Genomic DNA, 19,423 nt, shown 5'->3' with positions numbered 1-19,423 from the left:
GCTCAATCGACACAATGGGTTGTTCCCGCGCGATGCATTGCATAGGCTTGCGCGATTGTTCGCCCGCGCCAGACGCGAGCCGCCTCGAGGAGACTGTAAATGGGCCTGAATAACCAGTGGATGCAACGCGATCTTGCGGTGCTGTGGCATCCCTGCACCCAGATGAAAGACCACGAACAGCTGCCGCTGATCCCGATCAAGCGCGGCGAAGGCGTCTGGCTCGAAGACTTCGAAGGCAAGCGCTACCTCGACGCAGTCAGTTCCTGGTGGGTCAACGTGTTCGGCCACGCCAACCCGCGCATCAACCAGCGCATCAAGGATCAGGTCGATCAACTCGAACATGTGATCCTTGCCGGTTTCAGCCATCAACCGGTGATCGAGCTGTCCGAGCGTCTGGTGAAGATGACCCCGCAAGGCTTGAACCGGGTGTTCTACGCCGATAACGGTTCGTCCTGCATCGAAGTCGCGCTGAAGATGAGTTTTCACTACTGGCTCAATCGCGGCCAGCCAAACAAAAAGCGCTTCGTCACCCTGACCAACAGCTACCACGGCGAAACCATGGCAGCGATGGCGGTCGGCGATGTGCCGCTGTTCACCGAGACCTACAAAGCCCTGTTGATGGACACCATCAAAGTGCCGAGCCCGGATTGCTATCTGCGCCCGCAAGGCATGAGCTGGGAGGAACACTCGCGCAACATGTTCGCCGCCATGGAACAGACGCTGGCGGAAAATCATGACAGCGTCGCGGCAGTGATCGTCGAGCCGCTGATTCAGGGCGCCGGCGGCATGCGCATGTATCACCCGGTGTACCTCAAACTGTTGCGCGAGGCCTGCGACCGTTACGGCGTGCACCTGATCCACGACGAAATCGCCGTCGGCTTCGGCCGCACCGGGACGATGTTCGCGTGCGAACAGGCCGGCATCCGCCCGGACTTCCTCTGCCTGTCGAAAGCCCTGACCGGCGGCTATCTGCCGCTGGCGGCGTGCCTGACCACCGACGAGGTCTACAGCGCCTTCTACGACGACTACCCGACTCTGCGCGCTTTCCTGCATTCGCACAGCTACACCGGCAACCCGCTCGCTTGTGCGGCGGCACTGGCGACCCTGGACATCTTCGAGCAGGACAACGTCATCGCGAACAACCAGGCGCTGGCTCAGCGTATGGCCTCGGCGACGGCGCATCTGGTCGATCACCCGAACGTCTCCGAAGTGCGCCAGACCGGCATGGTCCTGGCCATCGAGATGGTCAAGGATAAAGTCGCGAAAGAGGCCTACCCTTGGCAGGAGCGTCGTGGCTTGAAGGTGTTCCAGCATGCGCTGGAGCGCGGTGCGTTGTTGCGGCCACTGGGCAGCGTGGTGTATTTCCTGCCGCCGTATGTGATCACCCCGGAGCAGATCGACTTCCTGGCCGAAGTGGCCAGTGAAGGTATTGATATTGCGACGCGTGACAGCGTCAGTGTTGCGGTGCCGAAAGACTTTCACCCGGGATTCCGCGACCCGGGCTGATTCGCCTTGCTTGAGATTTGCGGTGGCTGGACTGCCGCTTTCGCGAGCAGGCTCGCTCCCACAGAAGAATGCATTTCAAGTGTGGGAGCGAGCCTGCTCGCGAATGAAGTCGACACCGATCCAACTGATTCATATCTTTCCAGAGACCCGAAATGAGACTGTCCCGCTTCTTTATCGACGCCCCGCTGAGCACTGGCGAACACGAACTGCCGGAAGCCCAGGCGCATTACATCAGCCGCGTGTTGCGCATGGCCGAAGGCGATGCGGTGCAGTTGTTCGACGGTTCCGGCCATGAATTTCGCGGGTCCTTGGTGGACGTCGGCAAGAAGCGCGTCGTCGTGCAGATCGACGAGCAATTCGCCGGGCAAATCGAGTCGCCGCTGCAGATCCACCTTGGCCAGGGCCTGTCCCGAGGCGAGCGCATGGACTGGGCAATTCAGAAAGCCACTGAACTGGGCGTGACGCAAATCACCCCGATCTTCAGCGAACGCTGCGAAGTGCGGCTCAAGGACGAACGCGCCGACAAGCGCTTGCTGCACTGGCGCCAGGTGGCGATCAGTGCCTGCGAACAGTGCGGGCGTTCACGGGTGCCGGTGATTCATCCACCAGTGTTGCTGGCGGACTGGCTCAAGCAGACTGAAGCCGAATTGAAACTGGTGCTGCATCCGGTGGCAGAGCCGTTGGTGAGTCATGCCAAACCGGCGACTTTGGCATTCCTGATCGGGCCTGAAGGCGGTTTGACGGATGCTGAAGTTGAGCAGGCCAAAGGCAACGGTTTCCACGCCGCCCGCCTCGGCCCGCGCGTGCTGCGCACCGAGACCGCGCCGGTGGTGGCGTTGGCGGTAGCCCAGCAACTGTGGGGTGACTTCTAAGGCCCCAAAAGATCGCAGCCTTCGGCAGCTCCTACAGTTGAAATGCATTCCAATGTAGGAGTTGCCGAAGGCTGCGATCTTTTGATTTTGCTTCAAAGGACATAAAACAGAATCGCCACAAAGTGCAGCAGACTTCCCGCGATCACAAACAGATGCCAGATGCCATGGGCATGCCGCAGGCGGTGATCGAGGGCAAAAAAGATAATCCCCACCGTATACAAAACCCCGCCCGACGCCAGCCAGGCAAACCCGGCCGTGCCCAGTGCGGCAATCAGCGGTTTGACCGCGACCAGCACGATCCAGCCCATCACCGCGTAAATCACGATCGACAGAATCCGTGCCTCGGAGCGCGGTTTGATTTCTTGCAGGATGCCGATCAGCGCCAGCCCCCAGACAATCCCGAACAGCGTCCAGCCCCACGGCCCGCGTAACGTCACCAGACAGAACGGCGTGTAGCTGCCGGCGATCAACAGGTAGATCGAGAAATGATCGACCTTCTTCATGATCGCTTTCTTGCGCCCGCGCACGCTGTGGTACACGGTCGAGGCGCTGTAGAGCACCAGCAAGGTGAAGGCGTAGATCGCCACGCTGACAATCTTCCACGGACTGCCGTCCATGCTGGCAATCACCAGCATCCACACGCCGCCGATAAACGCGGCGATGGCCCCGACCAGATGGGTCCAGGCGTTGAGTTTTTCCCCGTGATACATGTATTGCTCACCTCACATTCGTTACCGCAGCGCGCAAGGCTCGGGCCTTGAGCGTAAAAGCGCAATGTTTCTGTTCAACCTCGCCTGCGCGGCACGCGGGAATTGGGCACAATCGGCCGATACCAAAAAGAGTCCGCGCCATGCTGATCGACGAAGAATTGACCCTGAAAAAACTCGAGGTGTTCCTCGCCTTCATGCGCACCGGCAACCTCGCCCGCGCCGCCGCCGAACTGCAGACCAGCAACGTCAGCGTGCACCGCGCCATTCACTCTTTGGAAAACGCCCTGCGCTGCCCGCTGTTCAAACACGAAGGGCGCAATCTGACGCCACTGGAAAGCGCCTATGTGCTGGAAGAACGTGCGCAGAAGCTGATCAACGACGTCGTCGACAGCGTGCGCCTGACCCGCGAAGCCGCCGGGTTCTCCGCCGAGCGTTTCAAGCTCGGCTCGCTGTATTCGCTGACGGTGAAGACCGTGCCGCAGCTGATCATGGGCCTGAAGATCCGCCGCAGCGAACTCAACATCGACCTGATCCTCGGCTCGAACATCGACCTGCTCTACAAGCTGAAAAACATGGAAGTCGACGCGATTCTGGTGTCGCTGGACGACAGCATCAACGATCCGGACTGCGAGCAGATTGCGCTGTTTTCCGACGACATCTTCCTCGCCACCCCGGCCGATTCAAAATTCGCTCAGCGCAGTGAAGTCGATCTGGCGGAAGTGCGTGATGAAACCTTCATCACCCTGACCCAGGGCTTCGCCACGCATCAGGACGGTGTGCGGGTGTTCAAGCAGGCAGGGTTCGAGCCGAAGGTGGCGATGCAGGTCAATGACATCTTCACTTTGCTGAGCATGGTCAGCTCAGGGGTGGGGTACGCCTTGTTGCCGGGGCGGATTGCGGCGGTGTACGAGAACCGGGTGAAGCTCATCCCGTTGCAGGAGAAGTACCGCTTGCAGCAGCACATTGGCGTGGTGTTTCTGAAGGCCAAGGAGCGTGACCCGAATTTGCTGGCGTTGTTGGCGGAGTGTCGGATGTATGCCAATCGCCAGGCTTGATACCGAGTCGTCCCCTTCGCGAGCAGGCTCCCTCCCACAGGAAAATGCATTCCAACTGTGGGAGCGAGCCTGCTCGCGAAAGCGTCAGCCCATCAACCCGCGCATCGCCAGAAATAGCAGCGAAGGCCCCAGCAGACACCCAAGCGCGGTGTAGAACGCCGCCGTCAGGCAACCGTACGGCACCAGCTTCGGATCGGTGGCCGCCAGGCCTCCGGCAACACCGCTGGAGGTGCCCATCAAACCACCGAAAATCACCGCGCTGCGCGGATTGTTCAGGCCGATCATCGGTGCCACGAACGGTGTCATCACCATCACCAAAATCGCCTTGATCAGCCCCGCCGCAATCGACAGCGCCATCACCTCGGAACTGGCACCAATCGCCGCGCCGGTCACCGGGCCGACAATGTAAGTCACGGCACCCGCGCCAATGGTGGTCAGGCTCACCGCATCGGTGTAGCCGAACGCCATCGCCACGCCGACCCCGGCGACGAACGAGGTGCCAACGCCGACAAACAGCGCCAGCACACCGACGAGTCCGGCGCGTTTGAGCTCATCGACACTCACGCCAAACGCCGTCGCCACAATCGCGAAATCCCGCAGCATCGCACCGCCGAGCAGGCCGATGCCGGACAGCAGGGGAATATCCACCACGCCTTTTTGCCCACCGGTGAGTGCGCCGCCGATATACGACAGCACCAGCCCGAGCAGAATGGCGATCGCCGAACCGTGCAGACGGCCCTTGGTGAAGGTGTTGGACATCCAGTAGGACACCCACATGGTCAGGCCGACAATCAAAAAGCCGCTGATCAGACCGTAGCCGGTGATCACTTTCATCATTGATTCGTACATGGCGATTACCCCGCAGTCTTGGCAGGAGCAATCGGCGTTTCTTGCTTGTTGCCCATGCGCGTCAGCACCGGCACCAAGGCAAAAGCGATCACTACGGCGAGGGTGCCGGCAAGAATCGCCATCGGCCCGCCCTTCAGCGCACCGTAGACATTCTGCTGCGCGGCCATGGCGACCACGATGGGAATGTAGATCGCGCTCCAGAACTCCACGCCCTGCTCGGTCTTGCCCTTGAGCCAGCCGCTCTTGTAGAGATAGCTGCCCAGGCCGATCAACAGCAGCATCGCAATGCCGACACCGCCGACGTTGGCCGGCACGCCGATCAGCTTGCCGAGCAGTTCACCGACCCAGATACCGACCAGCGTGCAAAAGGCGAGAAATGCCACACCGTAAATAATCATTGTTGTAGTCCTCAAAGTGCATCGTCGAATGTTGTTTTTGTTGTTCGAAGCTTGAGTCGCGGCGGTTTTAGAGTTGGCGGCCACCCTCCTCGCGCAACAGCGCTTGCAGGGTATCGAGGCGGGCACTGTCGAAGGCAGTGACGGTGCCCTGCTCGAACACCCGGCGCGCCAGCCCGGTCAGCACCGCACCGGGCGGCAGTTCGATCTGTAGACGCACGCCGCGCTCGTAGGCGCTTTGCACGGTGCCGCGCCAGTCCACCACGCGGCACATGTTGAAAGCGAGGTCGTCACGCAGCGCTTCGACTTTGGCAACAGGCCTTGCGCGACTGCCGCTCAGATAAGTGATTTTCGGGTTCTTCAGTTCAACCTTGGCGAAGGCCTCGGCAAGCGCCTGCGCCGGTTTTTCCAGCAATGGGCAATGCGACGGCACGCTCACCGCCAGCCGCTTCGCCACTCCGGCGCCGCGACTGCGCGCCAGTTCGGCCACCGCGTGCATGGCCTTGTCGCTGCCGGCAATCACCACTTGGTTATCCGCGTTGATATTGGCCAGATACACCGGCGCATCTTCGCTGTGCACTTGCGCCAGCAGGGTTTCGACGGTGGATAACTGCAAGCCGATGATCGCGGTCATGCCGTAGCCCTGTGGATAAGCCTGCTGCATCAGCTCACCGCGCAGGTTGACCAGATGCAGCGCATCGCTGAAACTCAAGGCTCGCGCCACCACTGCTGCCGGGTAGGCGCCGATGGACAGGCCGGCGACGTAATCCGCGCTCAGTCCATCCTGCAACAACTGCCGCGAAGCAGCGACACCGGCGATCAGCAGGCACAGCTGAACCGCTCGTGTCGTGCGCAATGCCTCGGCACAATCCAGCAGCAAGACATCCTCGCCGAGCACATCACTGGCCTCGACCAGCGTTTCCCTTGGCAAACGCTGGAGCATGCCCGCTTGATGCGCGCCTTGGCCGGGAAACACCAACAGACTGCTCACGCTGCCTGCTCCTGCGGGTTCCACGGATCCGTCACCAGACAGGCCTGATAAGCATTTTTCAGCAGCACTCGGGACGAACCGCTGGCCCATTCCCGCAAGGCCACAGCGCCGAACGGGGTCTGCAATTGCATGTCGACCCGGCACACAGCCTGATCGAAAAGCTCCACGAGTTTGCACGCCTGATTGCGCGTGATCATCTGCGGCGCGCGCAGAATCAGATCGAGATCACTGGCCGCATGCATCGCTGCAAAACCACTGGCCAATTCAAACCCGACACTGCCGCTGACACCCCAGACCCAACCGCAGTCATCGAGTTTCGGCCGCAGTTGTTTGAGCGCCTGCATCACCGGCAGATCTCGCTCGCACTCAACCTGACAAAGGGCTTCGGGACTGACCCGACAGGCAATCGAATCGAGCGGCATAAACGCCGCCAGCCGCTGCTCACGCAACACACCACGAACGCCGACCGCGACCAGACCTTCCTCGCTCAAGGCCCGCCGCACCACCACCGGTTGCCCGGCCGCCAGCGCCGCGATCGCCCACGCTGGCGCATCCGCCGGCAACTGCGCCGGGGTCATGCCCCAGAGCAGATCGTGGGCCAGGGGCAGGTTCACCACTGCGCCCTCAGCAATTCGCGGACTTTGCTGGAAGCGGCACGATTGCTCGCACCAAGGCGCCCTTTCAAATCAGTGCTGGTCACATCGCTGATCGCTTGCTTCAGGCACTCAGTCACCCGCGTCAGATCTTCCTCTGTCGGCTGTTCAATCTGCTGCACCGAGAGGGTTTCCCAGAGCAGACCGAGGCTGGCGTAGCTGTCGATGTCATAGGCCATCGGCGGCACGCTGGAGGCCAGCGCTTCCAGTTCCTCGACACTGCGCAAGGTGACCCGCGCCGCCGAAGCCTTGCCCATCGCGTGCACCATCACGCCGGGATCGCGCAAAGCAATCAGGCGATTGGCCTGATAACCGTGGGCGAGAAATGCACCCGACATGGCCTTGCCCACCAGCAGCGCAATCACCGGATGCCCGGCCAGACGCGCACGGGCATAACTGTCCGCCGCGCCGGCCAGGGCCTGATGAATGCCGAGGGCTTCTTCGCGGCGGCCATACGCCTGGCTCGGCACATCGACGATGGCGATGATCGGGCGCTTCTGTGCGCTGTCGCGGTCGGCACTGATCGCGTCATCCACAGCCTTGGCCAGCCCCCAGCCTTCGAGCAAACCGACCTCGCCATTGCGGGCGCGGGGAAAACGATTGTCCGGGTCGGCGACCACGGCGATAAAGCGGCCGAGCTCAGCGTCGGCGACTTTCAACGACGGCGGCAAACCTTCGACGACACTGGCGCCAGCGCTGAGCGCATTGAACCAGTGCAAACCGCGCAATGAATAACCGCTCATGAGCGCTCTCCTTGATACAGATCGCGAACCACCGACGGTTCGATTTGCAGGTCAGTGTTCAGCTTGCCGAGGCGTTGCAGGAACCACTCGGCGCGTTGATTGCGCGGCTGTGCCGGCAAGCCTTGCTGGAGCAATTCGCCAACCTGCTGACGAATCTGCGCCACATCATCGCCGACATAACGGTCCACCAGTCCGGTATTGAAACGCTGTTCGCCGCCGGTCAGGCTCCAGATGAAGGGCCGGTCGCGGGAGTCGTATTCCTCGATCCCGGCTTCCTGCTCGATGACTTGCGGGCCGTTCAGGCCGAGACGTGCCTCCTGGGTCACCAGCAAATAACTGCACAGTGCCGCAGCAATCGACATGCCGCCGAAACACCCAACGCTGCCGGCGACCACGCCGACCACCGGTTGGTACTGCTGCAGATCGACAATCGCCGCGTGAATATCGGCAATCGCCGCCAGACCGAGATTGGCTTCCTGCAAGCGCACGCCGCCGGTTTCCAGCAGCAACACGGCGCGGGTGGGGATGCCGTTGCGGTTGTCTTCAGCGGCCAGTTCCAGCGCACCGGCAATCTTCGCCCCGCCGACTTCGCCAAGGCTGCCGCCCTGGAACGCGCCTTCAATTGCCGCGATGACCACCGGCAAACCGTCAAGGCTGCCCTTGGCAATGATCACCCCGTCGTCGGCTTGCGGCACTACGCCCTGGCGCTCAAGCCATGGCGACATGACCCGTTGAAACGGATCGAGCAGTTCGCGAAAGGTTCCGGCGTCGAGCAAGGCTTGCGCCCGCTGCCGCGCGCCGAGTTCGACGAAGCTGTGTTTGTTGAGCAACGCTGCGCTGTCAGTCATGGCCGATCTCCTCGAAACCCTGTTCCAGACGCAAGCGCACCACCCCCGGTGTCGCGCCGAAATCGTGGATATCGATGGCCATCGCTGGCGGCGTGGTGCCGTCGAACATCCGCGCAAACAGGTGCTGCCAGCGCTGCTGCGCGCCGTTGACCGAGGTCTGCACGTTGATCGTCAGTTTGCCGGCCAGCCCCGGTTCGATCAGCACTTCCAGATCACCCGAGCCGACACAACCGACCAGCGCACGCCCGCGTGGCGGCTGCCCGGCGGGGAATTCAAACGATAGGTTTTCCATCAAAACGCTCCATGAGAGATGCCGGCGCGCTCGATACGATCAAGCAGCAGCGTGGCGGCGAGCAGGTCGGCGGCGCCACCGGGCGAGGCATTCAATGCGATGAGTTGTTGATCCAGTTCGTGCAGGCGCCGACGACCGCTGAGGCTGGCGCTGCCGCCGGCATCGAGCACCGCTTGCGCGCCGGCCTGCATGGCCTGCAGGCCCGGCTCGCCGGCGCGGTAGAGCACGCAGGTGTCGGCCAGCTCGGTCATGATCGCCAGCAATGCATCGAGCCGGGCGTTCTGTTCGCCGTGGCCGTTGGCGCGGCTTTTGTGCAGTTGCGGCAGGCCCCGTTGCAGCACGGACGGGAAGCCGAGTTGCGCTTCCTCGCGAGCACCGCGTGCGCCGTAACGCCGGGCGACTTGTGCGCCATGGCTGAGCGGCGTCGGTGCGTAGCGGTCGTCGAGCAGTGCCAGGCGGGCGGCACACAGGGCGACGGATTTCGGTTGCAGCGCGGCGGCTGTCACCAACAGTCCCAACGCCCAGATCGCGCCGCGATGGGTGTTGACGCCGTTGGTGGTCACGAGCATCGCTTGCTCGCCCTCGCGGCCGATGCGGCCGATCGCTTCGCGCAACGGCACACCGACTTCACCGATCTCCAGCGCCGCCTCGGCCATTTCCTTGAATGCCGGCCACAATGCCAGCGCCGACGCGTGCATCAGGCCCAGGTGCAGATCGGTGTGCGCGCCGTTGCCGCGACGGTCGACCAGCGCCGGTTTCGGCGACAGATCGGCTTCGTCGATCAGCGCGTCCACCGCCAGATCGGCCAAGCGGTCAGCCAGAGAAAGCGGTTTCGCTTGCAGGTTGAATGCGTGCATTACCAGCTCCTGAATTTGGCGGGCGGGTTGTACAGGCCGCCGGACCACTCGACCAGATCGGCCACGCTTTTCGCCGCGAGCAATTCGCGCGTGGCGTCAGTGCGGCGGATGCCGAGGTCTTCGGGCAGGGCGATCAGGCCCTCGCGGCGCATGCGTTCGGTGTCTTTCGGGTTGTGTCGCAGGCCGATGGCGGTAACCCCGGCAACCGCTGCGATCATCGCCTGGCGCTCTTCCAGCGAGCGCGCCTTGTACAGGTAGGCGATGCCTTCTTCGGTGAGCAGGTGGGTGACGTCGTCGCCGTAGATCATGATCGGCGCCAGCGGCATGCCGCTTTTCTTCGCCACTTCCACGGCGTCGAGGGTTTCGACGAAGGTCGGTTTGCCGCCCTCCTGGAAGGTCTCGACCATTTGCACCACGAGTTTCTTGCCACGTTCGAGCATCGGTTGCGGCCCATCGGCATGGCGCATGTCCAGCCACGCCGGGGTGCCGTGACGGCGGCCGCGCGGGTCGTGGCCCATGTTCGGCGCGCCACCGAAACCGGCGAGACGGCCACGGGTCACGGTCGAGGAATGGCCGTCGCCATCGACCTGCAATGTCGCGCCGATAAACAGATCCACCGCGTATTGCCCGGCGAGTTGGCAGACCATGCGGTTGGAGCGCAGCGAGCCGTCGCGGCCAGTGAAGAACACATCCGGCCGAGCGGCGATGTAGTTTTCCATGCCCAGTTCGGTACCGAAGCAATGCACGCTCTCGACCCAGCCGCTTTCAATCGCCGGGATCAGCGTCGGGTGCGGATTGAGCGTCCAGTTGCGGCAGATTTTGCCTTTCAGGCCGAGGGATTCGCCGTAGGTCGGCAGGATCAGTTCGATGGCGGCGGTGTTGAAACCGATGCCGTGGTTGAGCGACTGCACGTTGTGTTTTTCGTAGATCCCGCGAATCGCCATCATCGCCATCAACACGTGCACAGGCTTGATGTGGCGCGGGTCACGGGTGAACAGCGGTTCGATGTAGAACGGCTTGTCGGCGACCACGACGAAATCGACCCATGAAGCGGGAATGTCCACGCGGGGCAGTTCGCTGACGTCATCGACCAATTGGTTGACCTGAACGATAACGATGCCGTCGCTGAACGCCGCCGGTTCGATCAGCGCCGGGGTGTCTTCGGTGCTCGGGCCGGTGTAGATGTTGCCGGCGCGGTCGGCCATGAAACCGGCCGAGAGCACAACGTTGGGGATCAGGTCCACGACGAGGCGGGCGTAGAGTTCGATGTACGTGTGAATGGCGCCGACTTCGAGCAAGCCATCTTCGAGCAACTGGCTGATGCGGAGGCTCTGGGTGCCGGCGAAGGAGAAATCGAGCTTGCGGGCAATGCCACGTTCGAACAGATCAAGGTGTTCGGAGCGGCCGACGCTGGGCATGATCATGTGCAGATCGTGGAGCTTGGCCGGATCGGCCTTGGCCAGCGAACGCGAGAGGAAATCCGCCTGCTTCTGGTTGTTGCCCTCCAGCACCACGCGGTCGCCGGGATGGATCAGCGCTTCGAGCGCGGCGACGATTTTGTCGCTGGGCAGCACCGCACCATCGGCCAGCCCGCGCACCTTGTCGAGCCGGCGCTGCTTCTCGTCACGCCGCCGCGTCCAGCGCGAGTCGGGGGAAATTGTTGTTGTCATGCTCACTCCACGGGTTCGCTGTCGTGGAGCCAAGTTAGGCGTGTGTGATGAGGGCATCAATCAAGCTGGGTGGTGAATCATTACGCTGAGCGTAACGTTCAAAAGCTACCCTCACCCTAGCCCTCTCCCGGAGGGAGAGGGAACCGATTGGGGGATGCTTGGGAACGAAGCCGACCTGAAGCAGCCGTGGTGAATCCCGAAACGAAAAATCAACAGCCCCTCACCCTAGCCCTCTCCCGGGGGGGAGAAGGAACCGATAGGGGGATGCTTGGGAAATGACGCCGACCTGAAGCAGCCGTGGTGAATCCCGAAACGAAAAATCAACACCCCCTCACCCTAGCCCTCTCCCGGGGGGAGAAGGAACCGATAGGGGGATGCTTGGGAAATGACGCCGACCTGAAGCAGCCGTGGTGAATCCCGAAACGAAAAATCAACAGCCCCTCACCCTAGCCCTCTCCCGGGGGGAGAAGGAACCGATAGGGGGATGCTTGGGAAATGACGCCGACCTGAAGCAGTCGGGGTGACTCCCGAAACGAAAAATCAACAACCCCTCACCCTAGCCCTCTCCCGGAGTGAGAGGGGACTGATTGGGGGATGCTTGGGAATGACGCCGACCTGAACCGGTTGTAGTGAATCCATAATCGACTCGGTCATTCAGGTCGATGTAGGACGCGAGACACCTCGGTCGGCTCCCTCTCCCTCTGGGAGAGGGCTGGGGTGAGGGACTTTCAGTCAGTGGGCACCATTTTGTCCAGCACGCGATTCACCGCCATCTCCGCCACCATGACAATCTGCGCGATGCCCTGCAGGGTCTTGCGCTGTGAGCCGTCCACCGAGGCGGCGTGGTTGTGCAACATGACTGTCGCCGAACCAAGGGTTTCACAGGCGTCGGCCAGCAAGGACTCGGTGTCGGCTTCGGGGTTGGCCATGTACAGCGTATTGGGGATGTACGGCGGGGCCATGAAGTCAGCGGCGGGCGGGCCGAGGTAATGGTCGAGGGCACGCTCGGCGGCGTCGTGAAATTTCTTTGAGTCGGGGGATTGGTAGGGCGATGCCGGACTTGCTACCGGCGGATTGGGCGATGGTTTTTTCATCTTCAGGTTCCGGATAAAGCCGCAACCGCATCTCTGCTAAAAGAAGGGGTGGCAGCTGAACGCAGGTTAGCAGACCGGGGAACCTAAGGAAGCCGGCGCGCCGAAGCGCCCTGCGCACAGCCGCCATCAAGTGCAGACGTGAAGCCTGGCTGACGGTGCTCGTGCAACCTCAGATTTACCACGGGCTGCTAAACCCGATCACTGGGAATCAGTGACCCGATCCAAGTTACGCAGCAAGCCCTGGGCGCACAAGCCGGCGGATTCTGGCGCAGGCGTAGGCAGCGGCGCAAGGATTTGTAGGTTGGTGCGGCGTAACACCGGGTGTCTTTAAACACAGGTACGGATTGGTGTTTATTGAGCTACAGGAATTGAGGATCCACCTGTGGGATTGAGGTGATGCGACTGGCGCTTTCGCGAGCAGGCTCGCTCCCACAGAGGTTGCCCGGTGTACACACCTGTGGGAGCGAGCCTGCTCGCGAAGAGGTCATCCAAAACATCGAAAGCCTTGGATCAGCGGGCCAATCCCGCCTCCACCAACAACTTCTCCAGCCCCAACAAATCCGGTACCTTCGCCACCTGCTCGCCCACCTGCACCGCCGCCTGCTCCAGCGCACACAACGGCACATCCACGTAACTCAACTGACTGTCGAGCTTGTACGACCGAGGAATCCCTTGCACCAACAGGGCGATGAATCTCAGCTCGGGCAAGCCGCCCAGCGCATTCAGAATGACGATCCGCGCCCGTTCGCCGATGACGATTTTCTGCCCGCAGGCCGATTCGAAACTGATCAGCGGAATCTGCCGCTCGCGCCACGTTACCCGGCCCAGGTACCACGGCGGCGTGTCGAGATCGAAGGCACTGGCCTGGTAGTCGATCAGCTCGGCGATGGCGACATTCGGCAGGATCAGGTTGCGATCGGCCAGCGGCAGCAGCAGCCCGGTAAGCTGGCTGGTGCGCGGGTTGTGCCGGTGCTCATGCATGTTTCTTGCTCCACTGGGCGATGCTCTCCAGCAACACCGATTCCTGATACGGCTTGCCGAGGTAGTCGTTGACGCCGATGGCCATGGCGCGGTCGCGGTGTTTCTGCCCGGTGCGCGAGGTGATCATGATGATCGGCAAGTGGCGCAGGCGTTCGTCGGCGCGCACCTGGGTGGCGACCTCGAAGCCGTCCATGCGCGGCATTTCGATGTCGAGCAGCATCAGATCGGGCATGTGCTCTTCGAGCAGCAGCATCGCATCGACACCGTCCTTGGCAGTCAGCACGTTCATGCCATGGCGCTCGAGCAAACGGCTGGTGACCTTGCGCACCGTCACCGAGTCATCGACGACCATGATCAGCAGCGGCTTGTGCGGCTCGCTGTCGATCTCCGTGCGCGCCGGCTCTTGCGCCAGGCGCGCCTGCATCGCGCGGATCGGTGCGAGCAGATCCAGAATCAACACCACCCTGCCGTCGCCGAGAATCGTCGCCCCCGACACGCCCTGCACCGCCGCGAATTGCGGGCCGAGGCTCTTGACCACGATCTCGCGGGTGCCGGCCATGGCGTCGACCAGCACGGCAATGTGGCGATCGTTGCAATGCACCAGCAGCACCGGCAACGGCAGGTTCTGCCCGAGCAGTTTTGGCCGTGGCGCAGTCTTCAGCAGCTCGCCGAGGTAGCACAGCTCATAACGCTGGCCGGCGTATTGATAACTCGGCGGATCCTGACGGAAGTGCCCTTCCAGATCATTCGGCAACACGCGCACGATGCCTTCGATGGTGTTCAGCGGGATCGCGTATTGATCCTCACCACACTGCACCATCAACGCGCGGTTGACCGACACGGTGAACGGCAGGCGAATGCGGAAGTGCACGCCCTGCCCCGGCACCGAATCGATGCTCATGCTGCCGCCGAGCTGGCGCACTTCCTCGTGGACCACGTCCATGCCGACGCCGCGCCCGGAAATCTGGGTGATCTTTTCCGCCGTGGAGAAACCCGGCTGGAGGATGAACTGCAACACATCGCGGTCGCTGATCTCGGCGTCGGGCGCCAGCAGACCGCGCTTGATCGCCTTGCGCCGCACGGCTTCCAGCGGCACGCCGGCGCCGTCATCGCGGATGTCGAAAACCATGTCGCCGCCCTCGCGGGACAGATCGAGGCTGATCTGTCCTTGCGCCGGTTTGCCCGCCGCCAGCCGCACCTCGGCCGATTCCAGGCCATGGTCGACGGCGTTGCGCAGCATGTGTTCCAGCGGCGCGGCCATGCGCTCGAGAACGTTGCGATCCATCTCGCCATCGGCATTGCCGACGACGAACGCGACATCCTTGCCCAGCTCTTCGGCGACCTGACGCACGATGCGCTTCAGACGCGGCACCATGCGTTCGAACGGCACCATGCGCGTACGCATCAGGCCTTCCTGCAATTCGGTGTTGATCCGCCCCTGTTGCTGCAACAGGTTTTCCGCGTCGTGGTTGCGGCGGTCGAGGGTTTCCTTGAGGTCGAGCAGGTCCGAGGCAGATTCGAACAGTGCCCGCGACAGTTGCTGAAGCTGCGAATGGCGGTCCATTTCCAGCGGATCGAAGTCTTCATAACCGAGGCGTTCGCCGTCGACTTGCTGGCGGCTGAGGATGCGCCCCTGGGTTTCGGTGTCGAGGCGGCGCAACTGATCGCGCATGCGCTCAATGGTGGTTTCCATCTCGTTGAGGGCAATCTGCGCATCGTTGACTTGCTGCTCGATCCGCCCACGAAAGATCGAGGTTTCTCCGGCCAGGTTGACCAATTCATCGAGCAGCTCGGACGAGACCTTGACCATGTCTGCGCCAGCATCGGCGGCGGGTGGCGCTGCCTCAGGTTTGACCACGGGAGCTGGCGCCTGCGGCGTTTCAACCTGCGCCGGATGGCTGAAATTCTGGATCGCGCTGATCAGCCGATCGGCCGGCGGGCAAGGTTGCCCGGCGCGCACGCCATCGAGCATTTGCGCCAGTCGGTCATGGCCGCGCTGCACCAGCGCGAACAGTTCGGCGGACGGTTGCAGCGCACCGGTGGAAAGGCTTTCGTAGAGAAATTCCAGCTCATGGGCGAGGTCGCCGATCGGGCCGATTTCGACCATCCGCGCGCCGCCCTTGAGGGTGTGCAGATCGCGCAGCAGGGTTTCGATTTCCTGACGGTTGCCCGGCTCGGCCTGCCAGCGCAACAGCGCGGCGCCGGAGCTTTCGATGATGTCGAAGCCTTCTTCGAGGAAGATCTCCAGCAACTCCGGATCATGCCCGGCGTTGTCGTGTTCGACCGCTGCGGGGGCAGATTCGCTGGCGGCCTGGCCCTGACGCAACTGACGGATCGCGTCGATCAGATCTTGCGCCGGGGTCAGCGCTTGATGCGCTTGCAGTTGCTCCAGCATCAGCGCCAACCGCTCATGACTGCGCTGCAACAAACCTTCGAGCGCAGCGCTGTGGTTGTAGCGTCGATCGACCAGCCCTTCGTAGAGATTTTCCAGTTCCTGGGCGAGGTCGCCGACGGCCTCGACCTCGGCCATGCGCGCGCCGCCCTTCAGCGTGTGCAAGTCGCGCTGCAATGACGACAGCGGCGCGGCGTTGTCCGGGTCCTTGCGCCAGCGCTGCAAGGCTTGCCCGGCGCTGTCGAGAATGTCCACCGCCTCTTCGAGGAAGATTTCGACGATTTCGTCGTCCGGCTCGAGGGCGGCAACCGATTGCTGCAATTGCGCGGTGGCGCTGCCCAGCTCGCGAATGTCCAGGGTGCGGCTGCCATCGCTGCGGATCAGGCCCATCGACGCCGGGTCGAGGCCTTCGTCGAGCAGTTCCTGCAAGGCCCGAATCCGCTCCGGTTGCGCGGTGATTTCCTGGCCGGCAGCGAGTTCATCGAGCATGTTGATCAGCGCTTCGTGGGCCAGTTGCGCTTCGTGAAAAAACCGCTCACTGACCGCCAGGCTGCTTTCTTCCACCGCGCCATACAGGTCGAGCAAAGCTTCGCAGAGGCCATCGACCGGAAGCAGATCGGCAAGGTGCGCGCCCTCGCCCAGAGTGGTCAGCTCATCGAGCAAGGCGCTGAGTTCCTGGCGCTCGCCGGGGTGCTGCTGCCAGCGCTGCAAAAGGTTTTCGGCGTCGAGGAGGATGTCCATGCCTTGGGCGAGGAAGTTGTTGATCAGTTGCGGATCGCGCTTGAGGCGCAGGCCGCTGTCAGCGCCATCGGTGCTGGCTTGCAGGCGCTCGGCGAGCAGCGCCTCGGTGCGTTTGATCAGCGACTGCGCACCGACAATCGGCGCCAGCGGATCGTGTTTGAGCTGACGCAGGCCGACGCGGAACAAGCCCTCGGCTTCGAGCAGCAATTCGACCTCGTCCAGATCCAGCGGCAACTGATGCGCCTTGAACTCGCGAGCCAGTTGATCCAGTGAAGCCGCCAGTTCGGCCATCGGCAATACGCCGGCCATGGAGGCACTGCCCTTGAGCGTGTGCAGCGCCCGTTGCAGTTCGTCGCTGGCCGGCAACGGCACGTGTTCGGCGGCCTGATCGAGGAAACGGTTGAGGCTGGCGAGGTGGGTATCGGCTTCTTTGCGGAAGATTTCCAGCAGCAGCGGATCAAGCGCGGCGACGTCGTCGGTGTCTTCGGCAGCCAGCGGTTCATCGCCTTTGGCCAACGCGTGGGCGCGGGCGGCGAGTTGGTCGACATCGTTGCGCTGGCGCTGACGCTGGGTGGCAAATTCGTTGATCAGCTCGGGCAGCAGCAACACGGTGTCGCCGAGCAATTGGCGCAGCACTGCGCCGGGCTCGACGCTTTGTTCGAGCACGCGGTTGAGCAGGTTTTCCACGGCCCAGGCCAGTTCGCCAAGGACCAACGCGCGGACCATGCGCCCGCTGCCTTTCAAGGTATGGAAAGCCCGACGCAGCTCGGTCAGGGCGGCGCGGTCCTGGGGATTGGCGGTCCAGCGCGGCAGGTATTCGTGGAGGACCGCGAGGACTTCGTCGGTCTCCTCCAGGAACACTTCGCGCAGTTCATCGTCGACCGGTTCTTCATCCGCTGGCGGCGGCATCAGGCTGTCGGGGCTGTTGCGCGCCGGCGGGTTGAGCGCCGACAGCGGGCTGGCCAGCACTTCGGCCAGCGACTGCACGACGTCAGGGTCGTCGAGCGCTTGCAGATCCTGCATGAGCTGCGCTTCGCTGGGGCTGAGCACCTCATCGAGCACCGGCACCTGCGGTTCACCGGGCTGTTCGTTGGCGAAGAAGCCGAGGCTGGCAAGGCTGTTTTGCGCGACATCGAGCAGATGCTCGGCGGGCGCCTGCGGGTCGTCGCTCAGGCGTTCGAGGTAATACTCGAGGCCGCTGATCACGTCGGCCAGATGATCAAGTTGTTCCCAGCCCGGTTCGTGGGCATCGAGCATCAAATGCTCGCGAATGAAACCGTTGCAGGCCTCGACCAGACTCGCTGCGCGGGCCAGCGGAATCATCGCCAGCGCGCCGCGTACTTGCGTCAGCAGCTCGGGCAGCGATTGCAGATGCTGGCGGTCCCAATCGGCGTCGATGTAATCGACGATCATGTCCTTGGCCTGTTGCAGGCAGATGCGCGCTTCCTTGATCACGATCTGATGGATCTGCGTCAGGTCGGTGGTCGGCAGGCGCGCGTCTTCGGCGCTTTGCGTCTCCACCGTGCCGACCATGCCGGCCAGCGTCGCTTCGACGTAGAGCAAGGCCCCGGCGACGTCCATGAGAATCGCGTCGTTCGGTTCGCGCTGGCCCTGAGCGAGGCTGAGCACCACCGCCAGTTGGTCGATGATGACCTTGCGCGGCTGGCCGAAACCCAGCACCGCGAGGGTGTCGGCAATCTGTCGCAGCGGCGCGAGCAGGCTGTCCAGATCCGAGGCGTGCTGGCGGTCGCTGCGCACGAACAGATCGAGGCGCTCCTTGACCCGCACCAGCTCTTCGCACAGCGCTGCCAGCACCGAGCGCATGGCATCGCGGTCGGGGCCGGCGAGGCGCGCGCGTTCTTCATCGACCATCGCGCTGTCGGGCAACGCGTCGTCCAGGGAGTAGCGATCTTTCATGGTCAGCATCTGCCCGGTGGGATGTTCGGCTTTGGCAATATAGAACAACAGGCTTTTCAGCAGCTCGGCCGGCGCCGGCTGGTTGAGCCCGACGATGCCCTGCTCGAGCAGGCGCTTGAGCTCTTGGTCGGCGTCCTTGAACAGGCTGCGCAGCGCCGGACTGTTGGCGATGACGCCCTCGCGCATGCCCTCGACCAATGCCGAGGCGATTTGCCACAAAGGGCTCAACGGCGCGTCGCCGCTCAGCGCTTCGAGACGGCTGAAGACTTTGGCCAGATAGCCAAGATGCGTCTGGTCGTCCTGTTCGCGCAGCAGACCGACCAGAGCCATTTGCAGCATCTGCCGCAGTTTGCGCAGCACGTTCGGCAGATCGAGCGGTTCCAGCGCGGCGAGTGCCTCGTCGCCGAGCGGCGCCAGCTCGGGCAGTGGCGGGCTGAACAGGCTGGTTTCCGCCAGCAGGCTTTCACCGCGAGCGCTGCGCAGATCGTTGATCAGCGGCAACACCACCAACGGCAGGTCGCGGCGGGCGCTCTGCACGCGATCGAGGTAAAGCGGCAGTTGCCCCAAGGCTTGCAGCATCAGGTGCAAGGCTTCGTCGCGGTGCGGTACACGATCATGTTGCAGGGCTTCGACCAAGTGCTCCATTTCTTCGGCCAGTAACGCTGCGCCGTAGAACTCGACCATTTGCAGACTGCCGTGGACCTGATGAATGTACGCCAGGCACTCGTCCAGACCGGGGAAGGCCTGCGGATCGTCGAGCACGGCTTCGATCGCCTGATGCGCCAGCTTCAGCGTTTCGGCAATTTCGCCCTTGACCCATTCCAGGGCCACGTAGTCGTGCCGATCACCCATAACCA

Annotated in this window: 16 protein-coding genes; 3 read left to right on the top strand and 13 right to left on the bottom strand. The window is 62.8% G+C overall.

The genetic code is table 11. From position 1 onward, the window contains the following. Positions 1-99: 99 nt before the first annotated feature. Together AB4N47_RS24975 and AB4N47_RS24970 are read left to right on the top strand one after the other, a co-directional pair. Positions 100-1,506 carry an adenosylmethionine--8-amino-7-oxononanoate transaminase gene (locus tag AB4N47_RS24975; protein ID WP_341638097.1) on the top strand — a complete coding sequence of 469 codons (1,407 nt, stop codon included), beginning with the start codon at positions 100-102 and terminating at the stop codon, positions 1,504-1,506. A 152-nt stretch (positions 1,507-1,658) separates the two neighbouring features. Beyond that, positions 1,659-2,378 (top strand): 16S rRNA (uracil(1498)-N(3))-methyltransferase, encoded by a 720-nt coding sequence (locus AB4N47_RS24970; RefSeq protein WP_341638098.1) that lies wholly within the window; start codon positions 1,659-1,661, stop codon positions 2,376-2,378. A 92-nt stretch (positions 2,379-2,470) separates the two neighbouring features. Here the strand turns inward: AB4N47_RS24970 and trhA are convergent, their stop codons facing one another. Continuing rightward, on the bottom strand, positions 2,471-3,088 hold the full coding sequence (gene trhA, locus AB4N47_RS24965) for a PAQR family membrane homeostasis protein TrhA (protein ID WP_341638099.1): 618 nt from the start codon (positions 3,086-3,088) through the stop codon (positions 2,471-2,473). Between the two features lie 140 nt (positions 3,089-3,228). On the opposite strand from trhA, the gene AB4N47_RS24960 reads away from it, so the two are divergent. Then, the gene (locus AB4N47_RS24960) at positions 3,229-4,143 is read left to right on the top strand and encodes a LysR family transcriptional regulator (RefSeq protein ID WP_122506124.1); all 915 of its coding nucleotides are present in this window, start codon (positions 3,229-3,231) and stop codon (positions 4,141-4,143) included. An 84-nt stretch (positions 4,144-4,227) separates the two neighbouring features. Here AB4N47_RS24960 and madM read toward each other — a convergent pair whose 3' ends face one another. The 12 genes from madM to AB4N47_RS24900 form a co-directional block, all read right to left on the bottom strand. Continuing rightward, entirely contained in the window at positions 4,228-4,992 is a 765-nt protein-coding gene (gene madM, locus AB4N47_RS24955) for a malonate transporter subunit MadM (protein ID WP_024014642.1), read from the bottom strand. Between the two features lie 5 nt (positions 4,993-4,997). Then, positions 4,998-5,390, bottom strand: coding sequence for a malonate transporter subunit MadL (gene madL / locus AB4N47_RS24950; RefSeq protein WP_016772756.1), 393 nt, complete (start codon positions 5,388-5,390; stop codon positions 4,998-5,000). A 67-nt stretch (positions 5,391-5,457) separates the two neighbouring features. Continuing rightward, the gene (mdcH, locus tag AB4N47_RS24945; protein WP_341638100.1) at positions 5,458-6,378 is read right to left on the bottom strand and encodes a malonate decarboxylase subunit epsilon; all 921 of its coding nucleotides are present in this window, start codon (positions 6,376-6,378) and stop codon (positions 5,458-5,460) included. Further along, entirely contained in the window at positions 6,375-6,995 is a 621-nt protein-coding gene (locus tag AB4N47_RS24940; protein WP_341638101.1) for a malonate decarboxylase holo-ACP synthase, read from the bottom strand. The genes mdcH and AB4N47_RS24940 overlap by 4 nt, the downstream gene beginning before the upstream one ends. After that, positions 6,989-7,774 (bottom strand): biotin-independent malonate decarboxylase subunit gamma, encoded by a 786-nt coding sequence (gene mdcE / locus AB4N47_RS24935; RefSeq protein ID WP_071172234.1) that lies wholly within the window; start codon positions 7,772-7,774, stop codon positions 6,989-6,991. The genes AB4N47_RS24940 and mdcE overlap by 7 nt, the downstream gene beginning before the upstream one ends. Next, positions 7,771-8,622, bottom strand: coding sequence for a biotin-independent malonate decarboxylase subunit beta (locus AB4N47_RS24930; protein WP_341638102.1), 852 nt, complete (start codon positions 8,620-8,622; stop codon positions 7,771-7,773). The genes mdcE and AB4N47_RS24930 overlap by 4 nt, the downstream gene beginning before the upstream one ends. Next, entirely contained in the window at positions 8,615-8,914 is a 300-nt protein-coding gene (locus tag AB4N47_RS24925; protein WP_039757560.1) for a malonate decarboxylase subunit delta, read from the bottom strand. The genes AB4N47_RS24930 and AB4N47_RS24925 overlap by 8 nt, the downstream gene beginning before the upstream one ends. After that, entirely contained in the window at positions 8,914-9,771 is an 858-nt protein-coding gene (locus tag AB4N47_RS24920; RefSeq protein ID WP_341638103.1) for a triphosphoribosyl-dephospho-CoA synthase, read from the bottom strand. Before AB4N47_RS24920 ends, AB4N47_RS24925 begins: the two co-directional genes overlap by 1 nt. Then, the gene (gene mdcA / locus AB4N47_RS24915; protein WP_016772750.1) at positions 9,771-11,441 is read right to left on the bottom strand and encodes a malonate decarboxylase subunit alpha; all 1,671 of its coding nucleotides are present in this window, start codon (positions 11,439-11,441) and stop codon (positions 9,771-9,773) included. The genes AB4N47_RS24920 and mdcA overlap by 1 nt, the downstream gene beginning before the upstream one ends. Positions 11,442-12,169: 728 nt before the next feature. Then, the gene (locus AB4N47_RS24910) at positions 12,170-12,535 is read right to left on the bottom strand and encodes a DUF6124 family protein (RefSeq protein ID WP_130927555.1); all 366 of its coding nucleotides are present in this window, start codon (positions 12,533-12,535) and stop codon (positions 12,170-12,172) included. A 510-nt stretch (positions 12,536-13,045) separates the two neighbouring features. After that, positions 13,046-13,516, bottom strand: a complete 471-nt coding sequence (locus AB4N47_RS24905) for a chemotaxis protein CheW (RefSeq protein ID WP_076564430.1) — start codon at positions 13,514-13,516, stop codon at positions 13,046-13,048. Further along, positions 13,509-19,418, bottom strand: a complete 5,910-nt coding sequence (locus tag AB4N47_RS24900) for a hybrid sensor histidine kinase/response regulator (protein WP_460154366.1) — start codon at positions 19,416-19,418, stop codon at positions 13,509-13,511. Before AB4N47_RS24900 ends, AB4N47_RS24905 begins: the two co-directional genes overlap by 8 nt. Positions 19,419-19,423 lie beyond the last annotated feature (5 nt).

Source organism: Pseudomonas sp. S3_G06 (genome assembly GCF_054667565.1).
The sequence above is the reverse complement of the archived record's forward strand: the minus strand, read 5'-3'. Positions and strand labels throughout refer to the sequence as shown.

Coding starts and splice junctions, on each gene's coding strand:
- AB4N47_RS24900 (WP_460154366.1), bottom strand. CDS start 19,418: ATGGGTGATCGGCACGACTACGTGGCCCTGGAATGGGTCAAGGGCGAA.
- AB4N47_RS24960 (WP_122506124.1), top strand. CDS start 3,229: ATGCTGATCGACGAAGAATTGACCCTGAAAAAACTCGAGGTGTTCCTC.
- trhA (WP_341638099.1), bottom strand. CDS start 3,088: ATGTATCACGGGGAAAAACTCAACGCCTGGACCCATCTGGTCGGGGCC.
- AB4N47_RS24905 (WP_076564430.1), bottom strand. CDS start 13,516: ATGCATGAGCACCGGCACAACCCGCGCACCAGCCAGCTTACCGGGCTG.
- madM (WP_024014642.1), bottom strand. CDS start 4,992: ATGTACGAATCAATGATGAAAGTGATCACCGGCTACGGTCTGATCAGC.
- AB4N47_RS24925 (WP_039757560.1), bottom strand. CDS start 8,914: ATGGAAAACCTATCGTTTGAATTCCCCGCCGGGCAGCCGCCACGCGGG.
- AB4N47_RS24970 (WP_341638098.1), top strand. CDS start 1,659: ATGAGACTGTCCCGCTTCTTTATCGACGCCCCGCTGAGCACTGGCGAA.
- AB4N47_RS24930 (WP_341638102.1), bottom strand. CDS start 8,622: ATGACTGACAGCGCAGCGTTGCTCAACAAACACAGCTTCGTCGAACTC.
- madL (WP_016772756.1), bottom strand. CDS start 5,390: ATGATTATTTACGGTGTGGCATTTCTCGCCTTTTGCACGCTGGTCGGT.
- AB4N47_RS24920 (WP_341638103.1), bottom strand. CDS start 9,771: ATGCACGCATTCAACCTGCAAGCGAAACCGCTTTCTCTGGCTGACCGC.
- AB4N47_RS24975 (WP_341638097.1), top strand. CDS start 100: ATGGGCCTGAATAACCAGTGGATGCAACGCGATCTTGCGGTGCTGTGG.
- mdcA (WP_016772750.1), bottom strand. CDS start 11,441: ATGACAACAACAATTTCCCCCGACTCGCGCTGGACGCGGCGGCGTGAC.
- AB4N47_RS24910 (WP_130927555.1), bottom strand. CDS start 12,535: ATGAAAAAACCATCGCCCAATCCGCCGGTAGCAAGTCCGGCATCGCCC.
- mdcE (WP_071172234.1), bottom strand. CDS start 7,774: ATGAGCGGTTATTCATTGCGCGGTTTGCACTGGTTCAATGCGCTCAGC.